The organism is Stenotrophomonas sp. PD6 (assembly GCF_049199305.1).
Taxonomy (GTDB): Bacteria; Pseudomonadota; Gammaproteobacteria; order Xanthomonadales; family Xanthomonadaceae; genus Stenotrophomonas.
Genome location: NZ_JBLZQD010000010.1, coordinates 116,224 through 132,892 on the forward strand (window position 1 = coordinate 116,224; position 16,669 = coordinate 132,892).

The window sequence follows — 16,669 nt, forward strand, 5'->3', positions numbered from 1 at the left end:
GAATCAGGAGCGGGCGAACAGGTAATGCGCCACCATCCACTGCTGCCCTTGCTGGTAGCCGAACAGCTCGGCGCAGGCCATCCAGAACATGCGCCAGCGCTGGAACCACAGCGCGGCGGACGCATCGCCATAGCCTTCGCGCAGCACCGCCATGACCGCGTCGCGGTTCTGGTCCTGGCGGGCGAGCCAGTGGTTGGCGGTGCGCTCGTAGTGGGTGCCGTCCAGCAGCCAGCGCTGCTGCAGGTGCAGGTGCTGCTGGAAGTGCAGCAGGGTGTCGGCAGCGGGCATCAGGCCGCCGGTGAAGAAGTGCCGGCCCATCCAGTTGTCATCACCCTCGGTCTCGAATGGATACATCAGCGTGCGGTGCACGAAGATGTGCACGAACAGCTTTCCGTCCGGGCGCAGCCAGTGCTGGATGCGCTGCAGCAGCCGCTCGTAGTTGCGCAGGTGCTCGAACATTTCGATGGAGATGCAGCGGTCGAAGCTGCCGTCGTCCAGCGCCAGCTGGTTCACGTCGCGGGTCAGCACGGTCACATTGTTGAGCCCGCGCGCGCGGCACTGGCCCATGATGTATTCGCGCTGGCTGTTGGAGTTGGACACGGCGGTGATGCGCGCGGCCGGGTAGCGTTCGGCCATCCACAGCGTCAGCGAACCCCAGCCGCAGCCCAGCTCCAGGATGTCCTGGCCGTCGGCCAGCTGGGCGCGTTCGCCGTACAGCGCCAGCATCGCGTCTTCAGCCTGGTCCAGGCTTTCGGTGCCGGTGGGGTAGTAGCAGCTGCTGTATTTCAGGCGCGCGCCCAGGCAGTCCTGGAAGAACGCGGCGGGCACTTCGTAGTGCTGGCGATTGGCCGCATCCACATGAAGCGCCAGCGGGCTGCGCGACAGCCCGGCGATGCGGGTGGCGAAGCGTTCGGCCTGCGCCTCCGTGCCGCCCGCGCTTTCCTCGCGCAGGCGCTGCGCACACTGCCGGCGGATGCCCAGCCGCAGCAGCGCATCCGGCAGCAGCCCGCGTTCGGCCATGCCGGTCAACCCGGGTGCGTAGTCCGGCAGAAGGATCTGATCTCGGGCGACATTCACGGTGAAGACTCCTTGCGGGGGGAGGTGGAAGAAGAGGGAAACCACGGGAACAGCATCGGGGTGGTGCGCTGGTACTCGCGGTAGTCCTCGCCACGGCTGCGCAGCGCCTGCGCCTCGGTGAACGGAATGCCGCTCACCCAGCGCAGGAACACGTACATCACCAGCGGCCCGGAACACGCCAGCCACCACAGTGGCGCGTGCACGGCCAGCAGCACGTAGGTGAACCAGTGCAGCCATTCGAAGAAATAGTTGGGGTGCCGCGAGTAGCGCCACAGTCCGGCGCGGCAGGTCTTGCCCTTGTTCGCAGGGTCGGCGCGGAAGCGGGCCAGTTGGTGGTCGGCCAGCGCCTCGCCGCCAACACTGAGCAGCCACATGGCGACCGCGGCGACGATCCATCCGACAGGAAGCGCTTCGCTCTGCGACACCGCCACGAACGGCAGTGCGAACAGCACGATCAACAGGGCCTGGAACTGGAAGAAACCGAAGATCTTGCCTTGATGGCCGTTCCAGTGGCGACGCAGGTGCTGGTAGCGCCCGTCTTCCGCCTCACTGCGCACCCGGCGCCACAGGTGCAGGGCCAGGCGCACTCCCCAAGCGCCCCCCAGAACGGCCAACGCGATGCGCGGTGTGACACTGCCCTCCCCTAGCAGTGCCAACAGCAGCGCAGAGGCGCCAACCCCTTTAGCCCACAACACATCCACCACGCCGATGTTCTGGTGCCGGCGCTGCCACCACCAGCCCCAGCACATGATCAGCGCGGCATACAGCCAAACCCACAGCAACAGCTTCATGAAGGTTCTCCAGTAGGGTGCACCGGCTGCGGCAGCGCAGCGGACTGCCAGCGCCGCGCGCAGGCGGCCAGCAGCGGCAATGCCAGCGACCAGCCGATGCCGAGCAGCACCACGCCCTGCCAGGCCGGCGCGGGGAACTGCACCGCGCTCCAGCCACGCGCCGCCGACAGGTACGCCAGCGGCGCCAGCAGCAGCCCAACCAGCGCGGCGGCCACCGGGTGGCGCTGCAGCACCGCGAACGAAACGGTCAGCGTCATCGCGAACGACGCCCACAGCGCCAGAATCCAGACCGGTGCCAGCCAGGTGGCGTCATGCGCGGCGTAGACCACGGCACCCGTCGTACCGGCAATGCCGTCCACCGCCAGGCCGCAGGCCATGGCAAGCACCATCAGTCTCAGTTCCACCCCGGGCTGCGCTGACAGCCACAACTGGCTGGCCACGTAGGCCGCCGCAGCCAACACCGCCGGCCAGCGCAGCCCGTGCCCGGCGCCGACCACGGCGCAGAGCCAGACCAGCTGGTTGCCGACCACGTTGGCCCAGAAGTGGCGCATCTCAGTGGCCACCTGCGATCAGCGCCGGGCGATATCCGGGGCGGGCCAGCAACAGCTGCGACACGCCGATGGAGCGCTCCAGGAAGCCGCCCTCGCAGTACGCCAGATAGAACTCCCACAGGCGGATGAAGCGTTCGTCGAAGCCCTGCCCGCGCACCGCCGGCAGCTGCGACAGGAAGCGGTGGCGCCAGGCGCGCAGCGTCAGCGCATACGAGGGACCGAAGTCGTGCTGCCCGATCAGCTGCAGGTCGCTGCTGCGCGTCTTGGCCGCCACCATGGCGTTGATCGAGGGAATGAAGCTGCCCGGGAACACGAAGCGCTTGATGTAGTCCACGCTGCGCCGGGCCTGCTCGTAGCGCTGGTCCTCGATGGTGATGGCCTGCAGCAGCGCCAGCCCCTCCGGCTTCAGCAGCCGGCCCAGCGTGGCGAAATAGGTATCGAGGTACTGCGCGCCGATCGCCTCGATCATCTCGATGGACACCAGCTTGTCGTACTGGCCCTCCAGGTCGCGGTAGTCCTTGAGCAGTACGGTCACCTTGTCCTGCAGCCCTGCATTGGCCACCCGCTCGGTGGCCAGCGCGTACTGCTCCTTGGAAATGGTGGTGGTGGTGACGTGGCAGCCATGGTGGAGCGCGGCATGCACCGCGAAGCCGCCCCAGCCGGTACCGATCTCGACCACGCGGTCGCCTGCGTTGAGCTGCAGCTGTTCGCAGATGCGCGCCAACTTGCGGTGCGATGCCTCTTCCAGGCTGTCGCCGGGCGCATCGAACAAGGCGGAGGAATACATCAGGTCGCTGGACAGGAACAGCGAGAAGAACGCATTGCCCAGGTCGTAGTGCGCGGCGATGTTGCGGCGGCTGCCCTCGCGCGTGTTGCGGCGCAGCCGGTTCCAGCCCTGCAGCAGCCACCCGCCCAGCCGCGCCGGGCCGCGCTCCATGCCGTCGAGCAGGTCGCGGTTGCGCACCAGCAGCTGCACCAGCGCCACCAGGTCGTCGCAGCGCCATTCGCCACGGATGTAGGCCTCGCCGGCGCCGACGCTGCCCTGTGCGGCCACGGCGCGGTAGAAGGCCGGGTTGTCCACCCACACGGTGACCTGCAGCGGTGCATCGGCCTTGCCGATCGTCACGTCGCCCAGTGCGTCGCGCAGCTGCAGCCGGCCGCCTTGCAGCGGCGCCAGCTGCGCCAGCAGGCGCCCGCGCAGGAAGGTTTCCAGCGCAGTGGGCTGGGCAAGCGCCAGCGGTCGGGTCATGTCGTTCATGGGTGCTTTCCCGCAATGGAAGGGTGGTCGTGCACGGGGGTGCGCTTGAGCCACAGGCGCAGCGCCTGCCAGTGGATGGCCGCCACCACCTGCACGGTCATCAGTGGATGGCGCAGCAGCACGTGGGCCAGGCCGCGGCCATCCAACGGGTGGCGCTGCAGTGAAAGATCGGCATCGAACTGGCGCTCGCCGTTGCGCCATACCTGCATGTGTACGTGCAGGTCGTCGCCCGGCGCGGTGAAGCGCCAGCGGTACTCGCAGTCCATCGGCATGAACGGCGAGACGTGGAACTGCTTGTCGAAACTCCAGCTCAGCGCGCGGCCCTGCTTGTCCGACTGCGCCACTGGCAGCACGTAGGCGTGGCGTTCCTTCCACGGCGTGTTGGTGATCTCGGCCACGATGCAATCCAGCGTGACCCCGTCGGCGGCATAGCAGTAGTAGAAGCTGACCGGATTGAACACATGGCCGGCATAGCGCAGGTGGGTGAGCAGGCGGATCGGCCCGGCCGGCGCCCGCCCCAGCGCGGCGGTGATGCGCGCGCGGACCGCATCGGCCAGCGGCTGGTCGGGGTCGCCCAGGTAATCGCTGCGGCGGAACTCGGCCACGTTGCGGCGGTTCACCGACCACAGCCAGCGCCCGCGGAACACCTCATCGATCTCATCCAGGTCGAGCAGCAGCTGCGCCACCGGGTAGCCGAACGCGTGCGCGTGCGGCGTGTGCCGGCGGTGCCGCATCCTGCCGCGATAGAGCGCGCTGGCTGTCATGCGGGTAGCCCGTGCGACAGCGGCCACCAGGCTTCGGTGTCCAGCACATGCAGTGCATCCACCACGCGCCGCGCACTGCGGATGCCGTCTTCGTGGAAGCCCCAACCCCAGTACGCGCCGGCGAACCAGGTGCGGCGCCGGCCCTGGATCTCCGCCCACCGCGCCTGCGCGCGCACCATCGCGTGGTCGTGCACCGGGTGTGCGTACTGCAGGGTGCGCAGCACCTTCTCGGGCGCGATCGCCTCGCTGCGGTTGAGGGTCACCACCAGCGGCGTGGGCGTGTCGATGCCCTGCAGCAGGTTCATGCAGTAGCTGACCGAGCAGGGCGCCATCGGGTCGTGCGGCACGTGCGCGTTCCATGCCGCCCACGCCTTGCGGTTGCGCGGCAGCAGGCGCGCATCGGTGTGCAGCACCACCTCGTTGGGCTGGTAACGGATCGCACCGAGGATGCTGCGCTCGGTGCCATCGGCGTCGGAGAGCAGGGCCAGCGCCTGGTCGCTGTGGCAGGCCATTACGATCTGGTCGAAGCCCTCCAGCCCGCCGGCGGTCAGCACGCGTACGCCGTGGTCGTGGCGCTCCACGCCCAGCACCGGGCAGCCGATGCGCTCGCGCACGTGCCAGCGCCGGCGCAGCGCTTGGATGTACTGCGATGAGCCGCCCTGCACCACGCGCCACTGCGGGCGACCACTCACCTGCAGCATCTGGTGGTTGGCCATGAACTGCACCAGGTAGCGCGCGGGGAAGTCGGCCAGGCTGGCAATCGGCGAGGACCACAGCGCCGAGGCCATCGGCAGCAGGTGCTCCTGGATGAAGGCGCCGCCATAGCGGCCCTGGTCGAGGAATTCGCCCAGCGACGGGCCTTCATCGCTGCCGTGCAGCAGCGCCGGGGCCTCGCGATAGAAACGCTTGAGATCGCGCAGCATGCCCCAGAAGCGCGGCGACACCAGATTGCGGCGCTGGCAGAACAGCGTGTCCAGCGAGGTGGCGTTGTATTCCACGCCGCTGCGCTCGCTGTGCACCGAGAAGCTCATCGTGGTGGGCTTCGATGCAACTTGCAGCTCATCGAACAGCGCGGTGAGCAGCGGGTAGTTCAGCGGATTGAACACAATGAAGCCGGTGTCCACTGCGTGCGTACGCCCGTCCACCTGCACCTGGTGGGTGTGGGTGTGGCCGCCGAGGTAGTCATTGGCCTCGAACAGCGTCACCTCGTTGCGCTGGCTGAGCCACCAGGCGCTGGCCAGGCCTGAAATTCCCGATCCGATCACGGCGATGCGCATGTCAGTGCTCCGCCTTGGCCAGCACCCAGGCCGGCACGGGTTTGAGGTCATGCACCAGCCGCAGCATCGCCATCGTGCGCAGCCCGTACCAGGTGATGTCCACTTCCCACCAATAGAAGCCCTGGCGCACCGTGCCCGGGAAGAAGTGGTGGTTGTTGTGCCAGCCCTCGCCGAAGGTGAGCAGGGCCAGCCACAGGTTGTTGCGGCTGTCGTCGCCGGTATCGAAGCGGCGGCGGCCGAAACGGTGGGCCAGTGAATTGATGGTTACCGTGGCGTGGAACAGCACCACCGTGGAAATGAAGAAGCCCCACACCAGCATCTGCCCACCGCTGGTGCCCAGCCCCGGCGCCACGCGTTCCAGCAGCGCGCCCAGCCCGTACAGCGCGGCGGCCAGCGCGACCGGTATCAGCGTGTCGAAGCGGTCCAGCCAGCGCAGCTCGGGGTACTTGGCCAGGTCCGGAATGCGCGCCCAGTCGGTCCGGAAGCCCTCGGCGGTAAGGAACCAGCCCATGTGGCTCCACCAGAACCCATGCACCGTGGGCGAATGCGGGTCGGCAGCGGTTTCGGTGTGGCGGTGGTGATTGCGGTGGTGTGCGGCCCACCACAGCGGGCCGCGCTGCACGCTGGACGCCCCGATGACGGCGAAGATGAACTGCACCGCGCGCGAGGTGCGGAAGGTACGGTGCGCGAAGTAGCGGTGGTAGAACGCGGTGATGGCGAACATGCGCAGCGCATACAGCGCCAGCGCCACGCCCACCGCCACCCATGACACCCCCACCCAGATGACGGCCAGGCAGGCCAGGTGCATGGCCACGAAGGGAATCGCCCGCAGCCAGTCCACGCGGTTGCCGCCCCCGTCTGCAGCCGGCTCAGCAGCGCCGGTATCGAACCAGCGCAGCACGGTGGCCCATGGGCCACGTGGCCCGCGGCCGGGGTGTTCGGGGGTGGAACGGGACAGCATGTCGCGCGTCTCCTGAGCGGTTCATCAGGAGATACGCAGGCGAGCGCCATTTGGATGCACCCCTTCCGAAAAATATCTTCGGAAGGGGTGTGGGTTACAGATTGGCGATGTCGCCCTTGGCGATGATCGGGCCGGTCGGAATGCCCTGCGGCGCGCCACCGGACGGTTCCAGCGTGATGGCCAGCATCGAGCCGTTCACGAGGACATCACGCAACGCGTCGGGCACCGCCACGGTGTGAGCGCGGTTGATCGAGACCAGGCCCAGCGAGCGCGGCTTGCCACCGGCGGGAATCAGCCACAGCTCCGGTGCGCGTCCGGCCGCATCGGCAGGGGCCGGCACGGGCACCATCAACACCTTGCCCTGTGCCTTGTCGACCGAGGCCAGCCAGCCCGGCGTGCCGTCGTCGTGCAGCAGCGGGGTGACCGGCTTGGTGGCCTGCTCCGGCTCGGCCGGGGTCGGCGCCGGCGTCGGCGTGACTGCCACCGGGGTCGGCGGCGCGGTGGGCGGCAACTGCTGGCGGTTGAACACCGCCACCAACGCCAGGGCTGCAGCCAGGGCGGTCATGCCCTGCCAGAAGCCGGTGCGCTGCCACAGCCTGGGCGTGGCGGCGACGGCGGCCGGCCAGCCCAGTTCGGTACGGATACGCGGCCACAGGTGCGCGGGCACCGTGGCCGTGCCCAGAGATTCCAGCAGCGGCGCCAGCCGGGTTTCCCATTGCTGCACCAGCCGCGCAAAGCCGGGATCGCTGGCAATGCGGCGTTCGGCCTCGGCACGCTGCGTGGCATCCAGCACGCCCAGCACGTACTCGCCGGCCAGGATGTCGGTGCTCGGCGGTTCGCCGTCGTCGGGAAGGTCGTGAAGGTCGCGGATGTTCATTGTTCCAGGCACACCCGCAGTTGGCCCAAACCGCGCCGGATCCAGCTCTTCACCGAGCCGAGCGGCGAACCGATGCGACGGGCCAGCTCTTCATAGCTGGAACCGTCTAGGAACGCGGCGCGGATCAGCGCGCGGCGCTTGCTTTCCAACGTGTCCAGGCAACGTGCCAGCCGCTCGCGGTCGGACGCCTGTTCGGCGGCCACCGGCGGCTGCGCATCGGCATCGGGCAGGTCGTCGATCACCGACAGGTCGTCCATCGCGCGCGGGGGTGCGGCGCGCAGGCGGTCAATCGCGCGGTTGCGCGCCGTCATGGAGAGCCAGGTCATGGCAGAGGCCTTGGCGGGATCGAACTGCCCTGCCTTCTTCCAGACCGTGGTGAAGACCTCCTGCAGCACGTCTTCGGCATCGCCGCGGTCGCGCAGCAGGTGCAGGCAGATCGCGAACAGGCGCCCGGAGGCCAGCTGGTACACGGATTCGAACGCCTGGCGGTCGCCAGCGGCGACGCGGACGAGCAGTTCGCCCAGGCGCGTTGCGGCATCGGTGTCGGAAACGTCCAGCTCAGGCATCGCGGGCTCAATGTCGGCAGGGAGCGAGTCTGCATGGTCGTTGCTCCGGCCGCTGGCCGCAAGAGGGTCGTCAGCTGCTGCATGTCTTCACCAGGGGTTGTACCCGTGCCGTGGCAAGCTCGGCGGCCGAGGCCGCAACCGGCCCCGACGGGAATTCCACACGGACCTGCGGATAGCGGCCGGCGCTGTCGCGCACGTTGCCGGTGCCGCTGAACTGCAGCAGGCGCTGGTCGGCGTTGGCATAGACCAGGGTCACCGCCGGCACCGCAAAGCCGAACCATGCATCGAGCTTCATCTGCAGCTGCTGCGCCGGCTGGCCCTGCCAGGTGACGGCCGCCGTGCGCTGCAACTTCAGCGGCACCAAGCGCTGGCGGCTGGGCAGCAGGAACTGGAATGCCACGGCCTTGCCATCGCGCAGGGAAGCCCAGTGGCCGCGGACGGCGGCATCGAAGCCGGCGTCGACCACCGCATCCGGCGGCACGTCCAGGGTACGGTTGACCGGGGCCGCCTCGGCGGAGGCGCGGGTGTAGACCGTGCGCGCCGTGCCGTTGCCGCGCACACCTTCCTGGTACCCATCCCGCCCATCTTCCAGGGTGAAATCCGGCGTCTGCGGGCTGCCCTGCGGGGTCATCCACTTGCGCGCGAAGGGGCGGCCGTCCGCGCAGCGGTACAGCACCAGCCGTGACTGCGCCTCCGGCGGCCCCTGCACCCAGTGGCTCTCGCGGTACAGCAGCGTGCTGCCGGCGGCCGCATAGGCGCGACCCTCCTGGCGCTGGATGGATTGCGCCATACCCGGCAACGGGCACAGCACCAGCAACAGGCACGCGGCAGTGGGGACAGGTGGGTGGCGCATGCGCGACTCCAGGTGATCGTCCTGCACAGATACGCAACAAGTGCGTGGTCGGATGCACCGATAGATACGTTCGATTTGCAGTACTACCGCGCGGCGGTAGTATTCCCTGCAACGACTTCAAGGCCTGCCGCCATGCGCTCCATCCCCTACCCGCACCCCGGCGAGATCCTGCAGGAGGAGTTCCTGACCCCGTTCGGCATGACCCAGTACCGGCTCGCCAAGTCGATCGACGTCAATCAGACCCGCATCAGCGAGATCATTGCCGGGCGCCGCGGCATCACTGCCGACACCGCGCTGCGGCTCGCACGCTTCTTCGGCACCAGCGAAGGCTTCTGGATGAATCTGCAGATGGCCTACGACGCTGCCAAGGCGCGCGACGAACTGGCCGAGGTTCTGGCGCGCATCGAGCCGTATCATCACGCCGCCTGACTCACCCCGAACCCCGCATCGATCACGCAGCACGTTACGCTTCACGCCCCTGAGGTAAAGGACTACACCTTGCCGTACAGCTCCAACCTGCCGGGTGCCCAGGCATGACCAGCGCCCTGGAAATTGCCGCCAACGTCACCGTGGCCGCCTCCATCCTGCTGGCCGGTCGCAACAGCGTGCATACCTGGTGGACCGGGATCATCGGCTGCACCCTGTTTGGCCTGGTGTTCTACGAGGCCCGCCTGTACGCCGATGTGGTGCTGCAGGGCGTGTTCGTGGCCACCAGCGTCATCGGCTGGTGGCAGTGGCTGCGCGGCGACCACGGGCATGCCCTGCCGATCACCCGCGTTCAACTGCCTACCCTGGCCTGGATCCTGCCCGCCGCCGTGCTGGCCAGCGTCGGCTATGGCCTGCTGCTGCATACCTGGACCGACGCCTACGCGCCGTTCCTGGATTCGGCCGTGCTGGTGCTCAGCGTGGTCGCGCAGCTGCTGATGATGCGCCGCAAGCTGGATTCGTGGTGGTTCTGGCTGCTGGTCAACAGCGTGGCCGTGCCGCTGTACGCCAGCCGCGGCCTGCACCTTACCGCCGTGCTGTACGTGGTGTTCTGGATCAATGCGCTGGTGTCGCTGCGGCACTGGCACCGGTTGATGCGCGAGCAGCCGGCGCATGCCTGAGCACTTCCGCACGGGCTTGGTGGTGGGCAAGTTCAGCCCGTTGCACCGTGGCCACCAGGCGCTGATCGACCATGCGCTGGCCCGTTGCGACCGCGTGCTGCTGCTGAGCTGGAGCCAGCCGGAATTCAGCGGCTGCCATGCGGCTCAGCGCGAGGCGTGGCTGCAGGCCGTGTATCCCCATGTGACGCGGCTGGTGCTGGACGATGCGCGCCTTGCCGCAGCCTGTCTGCAGCGCAACCTGCCGATGCGGCAGTTGCCCACCAACGAGGACGACGACGCGGCCCAGCGCGCGTTCGTGGGCTGGGTGTGCAGTGCCGTGTGGGGCGTGCGGGTGGACGCGGTGTTTACCAGCGAATCGTATGGCGATGGTTTCGCGGCGGCCCTGCAGGAACATTTCAGCAACGAAGCGGGGCGGCCGTGGCCGGTGGCCCACGTGTGCCTGGACCAGGCCCGCAGCGAAGTACCGGTCTCGGGCACTGCACTGCGGAGCGATCCGCATGCATTGCGCAGCTTTCTCGACCCGCGCGTTTACGCCGGCTTCGTCGGGCGAATCGGTCTGCTGGGAGGCGAATCCAGCGGCAAGACCACGCTCGCCGCTGCGTTGGCAAGCCACCTGCAGACCCAATGGGTAGCGGAGTTCGGGCGCGAACATTGGGAAGCCCGGCGAGGTGCGCTGACGTACGACGATCTGCTGCATATCGCGCAGGTGCAGGTATCGCGGGAAGATGCCATGGCCGGCCACGCAAATCGTTGGCTGGTGTGCGATACCACCCCGCTGACCACCCTGCTGTATTGCGAAGATATGTTCGGCCGCGCCGAGCCTGCGCTGCATAGGCTGGCGCAGCGGCGCTACGACAAGCTGTTCCTGTGCGCGGCAGACTTCCCGTTCGTGCAGGATGGCACCCGCCGCGACGATGCCTTCCGGCTCGCCCAGCAACGCGCGTATGTGGCGGCGCTGTCCGCACAGGGCATGCCGTTCACCCTGCTCACCGGCAGCGTCGAGGCGCGCGTGGCGCAGGTGGTCCATGCGCTGGCGAGTCAGCCGAGCGCAGGCACTTGACGGGCTGAACAGGAGGCGTAGCATTTGCAGCAAGCCAAGGGACAGACCCGCGGCAGCCACAACGACATGAGGGATTCTCATGGAATACGACTATCTCGTTTTCATCGGGCGTTTCGAGCCCTTCCACAACGGCCATGCCGCCGTTGCCCGCCTCGCACTGAGCCGGGCCCGCAAGCTGATCTTCCTGGTCGGCTCTGCCGATACCCCCCGCAGCCTCCGCAATCCCTGGACCGTGGCCGAACGCGCCGTGATGATCCAGGCTGCCCTCGATGGCAACACCGAACGGCTGATCATCCGCCCGCTTCGCGATCATCTGTACAACGAAGCGCACTGGATTGCCGGCGTTCAACGCGCCGTAGCCGATGCACTGCGCAGCGATGGCGCGGCGGCCGATGCCAAGGTGGGCCTGGTGGGCATGGACAAGGATGCTTCGAGCTACTACCTGCGCGAATTCCCGCAATGGCCGCTGGTGGATGTGCAGCACACCGAAACGCTCTCGGCCACGGAGCTGCGCCGCTACCTGTTCGAGTCGGGCGACCTGGACTTCCACGGCGCCCTGCTGATGCTGCGCGGCAACGTGCCGGCACCGGTGTACGACATGCTGGAAGCCTTCCGCAAGAGCTCGCCGGCCTACGGCCAGCTGGTGGCCGAATACCGTTTCATCGAGCAGTACCGTGCGGCGTGGAAGGATGCGCCGTACGCACCCACCTTCGTCACCACCGACGCGGTGGTGGTGCACTCGGGCCACGTGCTGCTGGTGCGCCGCCGCTCGGAGCCGGGCAAGGGCCTGTGGGCATTGCCGGGCGGATTTGTCGGCCAGCAGCAGAGCCTGCTCGACAGCTGCCTGCGTGAACTGCGCGAAGAGACCCGCCTGAAGATTCCGCTGCCGGTGTTGAAGGGCTCGCTGAAGGGCCAGCAGGTCTTCGACCACCCCGAGCGCAGCCAGCGCGGCCGCACCATCACCCATGCCTTCCACTTCGAGTTTGCGGCAGGCGAACTGCCCCCCGTGCGCGGCGGCGACGATGCCGACAAGGCGCGCTGGATTCCGGTGAGCGAGGCGCTGGACATGGGCCCGCAGCTGTACGAAGACCACCTGCACATCCTGGAGTTTTTCCTGGGCCGGGGCTGAACCCGACCCGTTTCCCTCGCCGGCGGATAGACCGCCGGTGTTCCCCCGACGCGAAGGAGCTTCCGTCATGCATTACCTAGATAATCTTCTCCTCAACACCGACAGCTACAAGGCCAGCCACTGGCTGCAGTACCCCCCGGGTACCGATGCCACCTTCTTCTACGTGCAATCGCGCGGCGGCCTGTACGACCGCACCGTCTTCTTCGGCCTGCAGGCGCTCCTGAAGGAGTACCTCGCCAAGCCGATCACGCATGCCGATGTCGATACCGCGCGCGACCTGTTCGCCGCTCACGGCGTGCCGTTCAATGAAGACGGCTGGCGTTACATCGTCGACACGCATGCCGGGCTGATGCCGATCCGCATCCGCGCCGTGCCCGAGGGCACCGTGGTGCCAGTGCACAACGCGCTGATGACCATCGAATCGACCGACCCGCAGGCGTTCTGGGTGCCCTCGTACCTGGAAACCATGCTGCTGCGGATCTGGTACCCGGTAACCGTGGCCACCACCAGCTGGCACGCCAAGCAGACCATTCGCCAGTACCTGGAACGCACCAGCGACGACCCCGAAGGCCAGCTGCCGTTCAAGCTGCACGACTTCGGCAGCCGCGGCGTCTCGAGCCTGGAATCGGCCGCCATCGGCGGCGCGGCGCACCTGGTCAACTTCCTGGGCACCGACACCGTGTCGGCCCTGCTGTACGCCAAGTCGTTCTACCACGCGCCCATGGCCGGCTACTCGATCCCCGCCGCCGAGCACAGCACCATCACCAGCTGGGGCCGCGACGGCGAAGTGGACGCCTACCGCAACATGCTGGCGCAATTCGCCAAGCCGGGCGCACTGGTCGCGGTGGTGTCGGACAGCTACGACATCTACCACGCCATCACCGAACACTGGGGCACGACCCTGCGCCAGCAGGTGATCGACTCGGGCGCCACCGTAGTGATCCGCCCGGACTCGGGCGACCCGGTGACGGTGGTGCTCAAGTGCCTGGAACTGCTCGACGAGGCCTTCGGGCACAGCGTCAACGGCAAGGGCTACAAGGTGCTCAACCACGTGCGCGTGATCCAGGGCGATGGGGTCAACCCGACCAGCATCGGCCAGATCCTGGCGCACATCACCGACGCCGGCTACGCCGCCGACAACCTCGCCTTCGGCATGGGCGGTGCACTGCTGCAGCGCTTGGACCGCGACACGCAGAAGTTCGCGCTGAAGTGCTCGGCCGCCCGAGTCAACGGGCGCTGGATCGACGTCTACAAGGACCCGGTGACCGACAGCGGCAAGCAGAGCAAGCGCGGCCGCATGAGCCTGCTGCGCCATCGCGAGTACGGCCAGTTCCGCACCGTACCGGTGCCGGCCACGGCCGCCTCGCTGGCGGACCTGGAAATGCCGCTGGGCTTCGAGGACGCCATGGTGACGGTCTGGGAGAACGGCCAGCTGCTGCACGACGAGGCGCTGGAGCAGATCCGCAGCCGGGCCAACACCGCGCGGTTGTAAGCAACGCCTCTTGACCCCCGCGCCAACTCGGCCTACCTTGTGCTCGCCGAAGGTATCCATCTCTTCATGCAGATGAAGGGATGGGTTTAAACGGGAATCCGGTGAAGGTGCCTTGCGCACCCATTCCGGAGCTGCCCCGCAGCGGTGAATGGAAACGAATCCTGCCAACAGCACTGGGCCTTACCGCCTGGGAAGCGGCAGGTACTAGGTGGGCGCCCGCGCCCGTGTCCATCAGCCCGAATACCGGCCCCGGCCGGAGGACATGACCGTCCTCCGATTCGACCTGGAACGTCCGCGGGGAGGTTGCCGGGGCCTGACGCCACGCCTGCCGCGTGGCGCTGTCCCTGTGCGTCCGCTTCACGGCATCCGGTTCGCCCGCGGGGGCGAAGGTCGCTGGCGGGGCGGGCACGGCAGCAATGGCGTGGTGGCCGCGCAGTTCCTTCGTTCCTCAATGCCAATACGCAATGAGGACACGTTCCATGACCACTGTTACCAACCTGGGGTTTCCCCGCATCGGCGCCAAGCGCGAGCTCAAGCGCGCGCTGGAAGCGTTCTGGTCCGGCCAGAGCAGCGCAGCTTCGCTGCTCGACACCGCCGCCGGGCTGCGTGCCACCCACTGGCAGCTGCAGCGCGACGCCGGCGTTGATGTGCCGCCCAGCAACGACTTCAGCCTGTACGACCAGGTGCTGGACGCCGCCTTCCTGTTCGACGCCCTTCCGGCCCGTTACCGCGCCCTTGCCGACGCCGACCCGCTGGCCGGCTACTTTGCGATGGCGCGCGGCCTGCAACGCGATGGCTACGACCTGCACGCGCTGGAAATGACCAAATGGTTCGATACCAACTACCACTACCTGGTGCCTGAACTGCAGGCCGGCCAAGGCTTCGCGCTGCGCGGCGACAAGCCGCTGGCCGAATACCGCCAGGCCAAGGCGCTGGGCATTGAAACGCGCCCGGTGCTGATCGGCCCGGTGAGCTTCCTGCTGCTCTCCAAGACCACCGACGGCAGCCCCGCGCTGGACCTGCTGGACGCGCTGCTGCCCGTATACGTGGAGCTGCTGGGCCAGCTGCATGCGGCCGGCGCGCAGTGGGTGCAGCTGGACGAGCCGGTGCTGGTGCAGGACCTGGACGACCACGCCCGCGCCGCCTTCACCCACGCCTACGCCGTGCTGGCAACGGCCGCGCGCCCCAAGGTGCTGGTGGCGACCTACTTCGGCGCACTGGACGACAACCTGCCGCTAGCCGCCTCACTGCCGGTCGATGGCCTGCACGTGGACCTGGTGCGCGCACCGGAACAGCTCGATGCCGTGATCAAGGCGCTGCCGCCGGGCCGCGTGCTCTCGGCCGGGCTGGTCAATGGCCGCAACATCTGGCGCACCCACCTGGACAACGCGCTGCTGCTGGCGCGGTACGCGCACGGCCACCTGGGCAGCGACTGCCTGTGGCTGAGCCCGTCGTGTTCGCTGCTGCACAGCCCGGTGGACCTGGGCCACGAGAAGAAACTGGACGACGAACTGCGCGGCTGGCTGGCGTTCTCCAAGCAGAAGCTGGAAGAGCTGCGCGTGCTGGCCGATGCCATCGATGCGCCGGCCCGCGCCGAGGCGGCGCTGGAGCTGTCGCGCGAGCGCATCGAATCGCGCCGGCGCTCGCCGCGTGTGCACAACCCGGCCGTGGCCGCGCGCCTGGCCGCGCTCACACCGGCCGATGCGCAGCGCCACAGCCGCTACCCGCAGCGTCACCTGGCCCAGGCCGCCGCGCTGAAGCTGCCGCGCTTCCCCACCACCACCATTGGTTCGTTCCCGCAGACGCTGGAGGTGCGCGAGGCACGTGCACGCAACAAGTCCGGCACGCTGTCCGACGCCGACTACGACGCGTTCCTGGCCAGCCAGACCGAGCACTGCGTACGCATCCAGGAGCAGATCGGGCTGGACGTGCTGGTGCATGGCGAGTTCGAGCGCAACGACATGGTGGAATACTTCGGCGAGCAGCTGGAGGGCTTCGCCTTCACCAAGAACGGCTGGGTGCAGAGCTACGGCTCGCGCTGCGTGAAGCCGCCGGTGATCTATGGCGATGTGACGCGCCCGCAGGCCATGACGGTGCGCTGGTCGCAGTACGCGCAGTCGCTCACCGACCGCCCCATGAAGGGCATGCTGACCGGCCCGGTGACGGTGCTGCAGTGGTCGTTCGTGCGCGACGACCAGGCCCGCGCCGATACCTGCCGGCAGATCGCGCTGGCCTTGCGCGATGAGGTGCTGGACCTGGAGGCCGCCGGCATTGGCGTGATCCAGATCGACGAGCCCGCCATCCGCGAGGGCCTGCCGTTGCGCCGTGCGCAGTGGCGCGACTACCTGGACTGGGCGGTGGAGGCGTTCCGGATCAGCGCCAGCGGCGTGCGCGATGCCACCCAGATCCACACCCACATGTGCTACTCCGAGTTCAACGACATCATCCACTCCGTGGCGGCGATGGATGCCGACGTGATCTCCATCGAGACCTCGCGCTCGCGCATGGAGCTGCTGGACGCCTTCGTGCGCTTCCAGTACCCCAACGAGATCGGGCCGGGCGTGTATGACATCCACTCGCCGCGCGTACCGGACAAGGAGGAGATGCTATCGCTGCTGCGCAAGGCGGCCGAGGTGCTACGCCCCGAGCAGATATGGGTGAACCCGGACTGCGGGCTCAAGACCCGTGGCTGGCCGGAGACCCGCGCCGCCCTGGAGGCGCTGGTAGCGGCCGCCCGTGAGCTGCGCGACGAAACCGCCGACGCCAACGCCGCCTGATTCCTTTCACCGCTGCATGAAGGCCCCGCCGCCCCCGTTGGCGGCGGCGGGGGCGATGGGTTTAACCATGTGCCCATTAAAACCCCCAAACCAAAACCAGACCGGCCGGCCCAAAAACAAGCATCTGAAA

General features: G+C 68.1%; 16 protein-coding genes and 1 riboswitch. Of the genes, 6 read left to right on the forward strand and 10 right to left on the reverse strand.

Annotation, left to right across the window (positions count from 1 at the left end; all coding sequences use genetic code 11):
- Window positions 1–3 precede the first annotated feature (3 nt).
- From ACOZHM_RS14550 to ACOZHM_RS14595, 10 genes are all read right to left on the reverse strand, one after another.
- Entirely contained in the window at window positions 4–1,020 is a 1,017-nt protein-coding gene (locus ACOZHM_RS14550) for a class I SAM-dependent methyltransferase (protein ID WP_421570066.1), read from the reverse strand.
- Between the two features lie 53 nt (window positions 1,021–1,073).
- Entirely contained in the window at window positions 1,074–1,868 is a 795-nt protein-coding gene (locus ACOZHM_RS14555) for a DUF1295 domain-containing protein (RefSeq protein WP_421570030.1), read from the reverse strand.
- Window positions 1,865–2,419, reverse strand: a complete 555-nt coding sequence (locus ACOZHM_RS14560) for a DUF2878 domain-containing protein (protein WP_421570031.1) — start codon at window positions 2,417–2,419, stop codon at window positions 1,865–1,867. The genes ACOZHM_RS14555 and ACOZHM_RS14560 overlap by 4 nt, the downstream gene beginning before the upstream one ends.
- A gap of 1 nt (window position 2,420) precedes the next feature.
- Window positions 2,421–3,677 carry a class I SAM-dependent methyltransferase gene (locus tag ACOZHM_RS14565; RefSeq protein WP_421570032.1) on the reverse strand — a complete coding sequence of 419 codons (1,257 nt, stop codon included), beginning with the start codon at window positions 3,675–3,677 and terminating at the stop codon, window positions 2,421–2,423.
- Window positions 3,674–4,441, reverse strand: a complete 768-nt coding sequence (locus ACOZHM_RS14570; protein ID WP_421570033.1) for a DUF1365 domain-containing protein — start codon at window positions 4,439–4,441, stop codon at window positions 3,674–3,676. Before ACOZHM_RS14570 ends, ACOZHM_RS14565 begins: the two co-directional genes overlap by 4 nt.
- Window positions 4,438–5,718 carry an NAD(P)/FAD-dependent oxidoreductase gene (locus ACOZHM_RS14575; protein ID WP_421570034.1) on the reverse strand — a complete coding sequence of 427 codons (1,281 nt, stop codon included), beginning with the start codon at window positions 5,716–5,718 and terminating at the stop codon, window positions 4,438–4,440. The genes ACOZHM_RS14570 and ACOZHM_RS14575 overlap by 4 nt, the downstream gene beginning before the upstream one ends.
- Before the next feature lies 1 nt (window position 5,719).
- Complete coding sequence (locus ACOZHM_RS14580) at window positions 5,720–6,679, reverse strand: acyl-CoA desaturase (protein WP_421570035.1); 960 nt, start codon at window positions 6,677–6,679, stop codon at window positions 5,720–5,722.
- A 94-nt stretch (window positions 6,680–6,773) separates the two neighbouring features.
- On the reverse strand, window positions 6,774–7,556 hold the full coding sequence (locus ACOZHM_RS14585) for an anti-sigma factor (protein ID WP_421570036.1): 783 nt from the start codon (window positions 7,554–7,556) through the stop codon (window positions 6,774–6,776).
- Window positions 7,553–8,122 (reverse strand): sigma-70 family RNA polymerase sigma factor, encoded by a 570-nt coding sequence (locus ACOZHM_RS14590; RefSeq protein ID WP_421570037.1) that lies wholly within the window; start codon window positions 8,120–8,122, stop codon window positions 7,553–7,555. Before ACOZHM_RS14590 ends, ACOZHM_RS14585 begins: the two co-directional genes overlap by 4 nt.
- A 70-nt stretch (window positions 8,123–8,192) precedes the next feature.
- Window positions 8,193–8,975, reverse strand: coding sequence for a hypothetical protein (locus tag ACOZHM_RS14595; RefSeq protein WP_421570038.1), 783 nt, complete (start codon window positions 8,973–8,975; stop codon window positions 8,193–8,195).
- A 132-nt stretch (window positions 8,976–9,107) separates the two neighbouring features.
- On the opposite strand from ACOZHM_RS14595, the gene ACOZHM_RS14600 reads away from it, so the two are divergent.
- The 6 genes from ACOZHM_RS14600 (at window position 9,108) to metE (ending at window position 16,539) form a co-directional block, all read left to right on the forward strand.
- A complete protein-coding gene (locus ACOZHM_RS14600) occupies window positions 9,108–9,404 on the forward strand; it encodes a HigA family addiction module antitoxin (RefSeq protein WP_421570039.1) in 297 nt (98 codons plus the stop codon).
- 104 nt (window positions 9,405–9,508) lie between these two features.
- On the forward strand, window positions 9,509–10,081 hold the full coding sequence (gene pnuC / locus ACOZHM_RS14605; RefSeq protein ID WP_421570040.1) for a nicotinamide riboside transporter PnuC: 573 nt from the start codon (window positions 9,509–9,511) through the stop codon (window positions 10,079–10,081).
- Window positions 10,074–11,141, forward strand: coding sequence for an AAA family ATPase (locus ACOZHM_RS14610; protein ID WP_421570041.1), 1,068 nt, complete (start codon window positions 10,074–10,076; stop codon window positions 11,139–11,141). The genes pnuC and ACOZHM_RS14610 overlap by 8 nt, the downstream gene beginning before the upstream one ends.
- Window positions 11,142–11,214: 73 nt before the next feature.
- A complete protein-coding gene (locus tag ACOZHM_RS14615) occupies window positions 11,215–12,270 on the forward strand; it encodes a bifunctional nicotinamide-nucleotide adenylyltransferase/Nudix hydroxylase (RefSeq protein ID WP_421570067.1) in 1,056 nt (351 codons plus the stop codon).
- A gap of 67 nt (window positions 12,271–12,337) precedes the next feature.
- Window positions 12,338–13,762: a nicotinate phosphoribosyltransferase gene (locus ACOZHM_RS14620; RefSeq protein ID WP_421570042.1), complete on the forward strand. Its 1,425-nt coding sequence runs from the start codon at window positions 12,338–12,340 to the stop codon at window positions 13,760–13,762.
- Window positions 13,763–13,794: 32 nt separating this feature from the next.
- Window positions 13,795–14,028: riboswitch (cobalamin riboswitch) on the forward strand.
- Window positions 14,029–14,241: 213 nt separating this feature from the next.
- A complete protein-coding gene (metE, locus tag ACOZHM_RS14625; protein ID WP_421570043.1) occupies window positions 14,242–16,539 on the forward strand; it encodes a 5-methyltetrahydropteroyltriglutamate--homocysteine S-methyltransferase in 2,298 nt (765 codons plus the stop codon).
- Window positions 16,540–16,669: the final 130 nt, after the last annotated feature.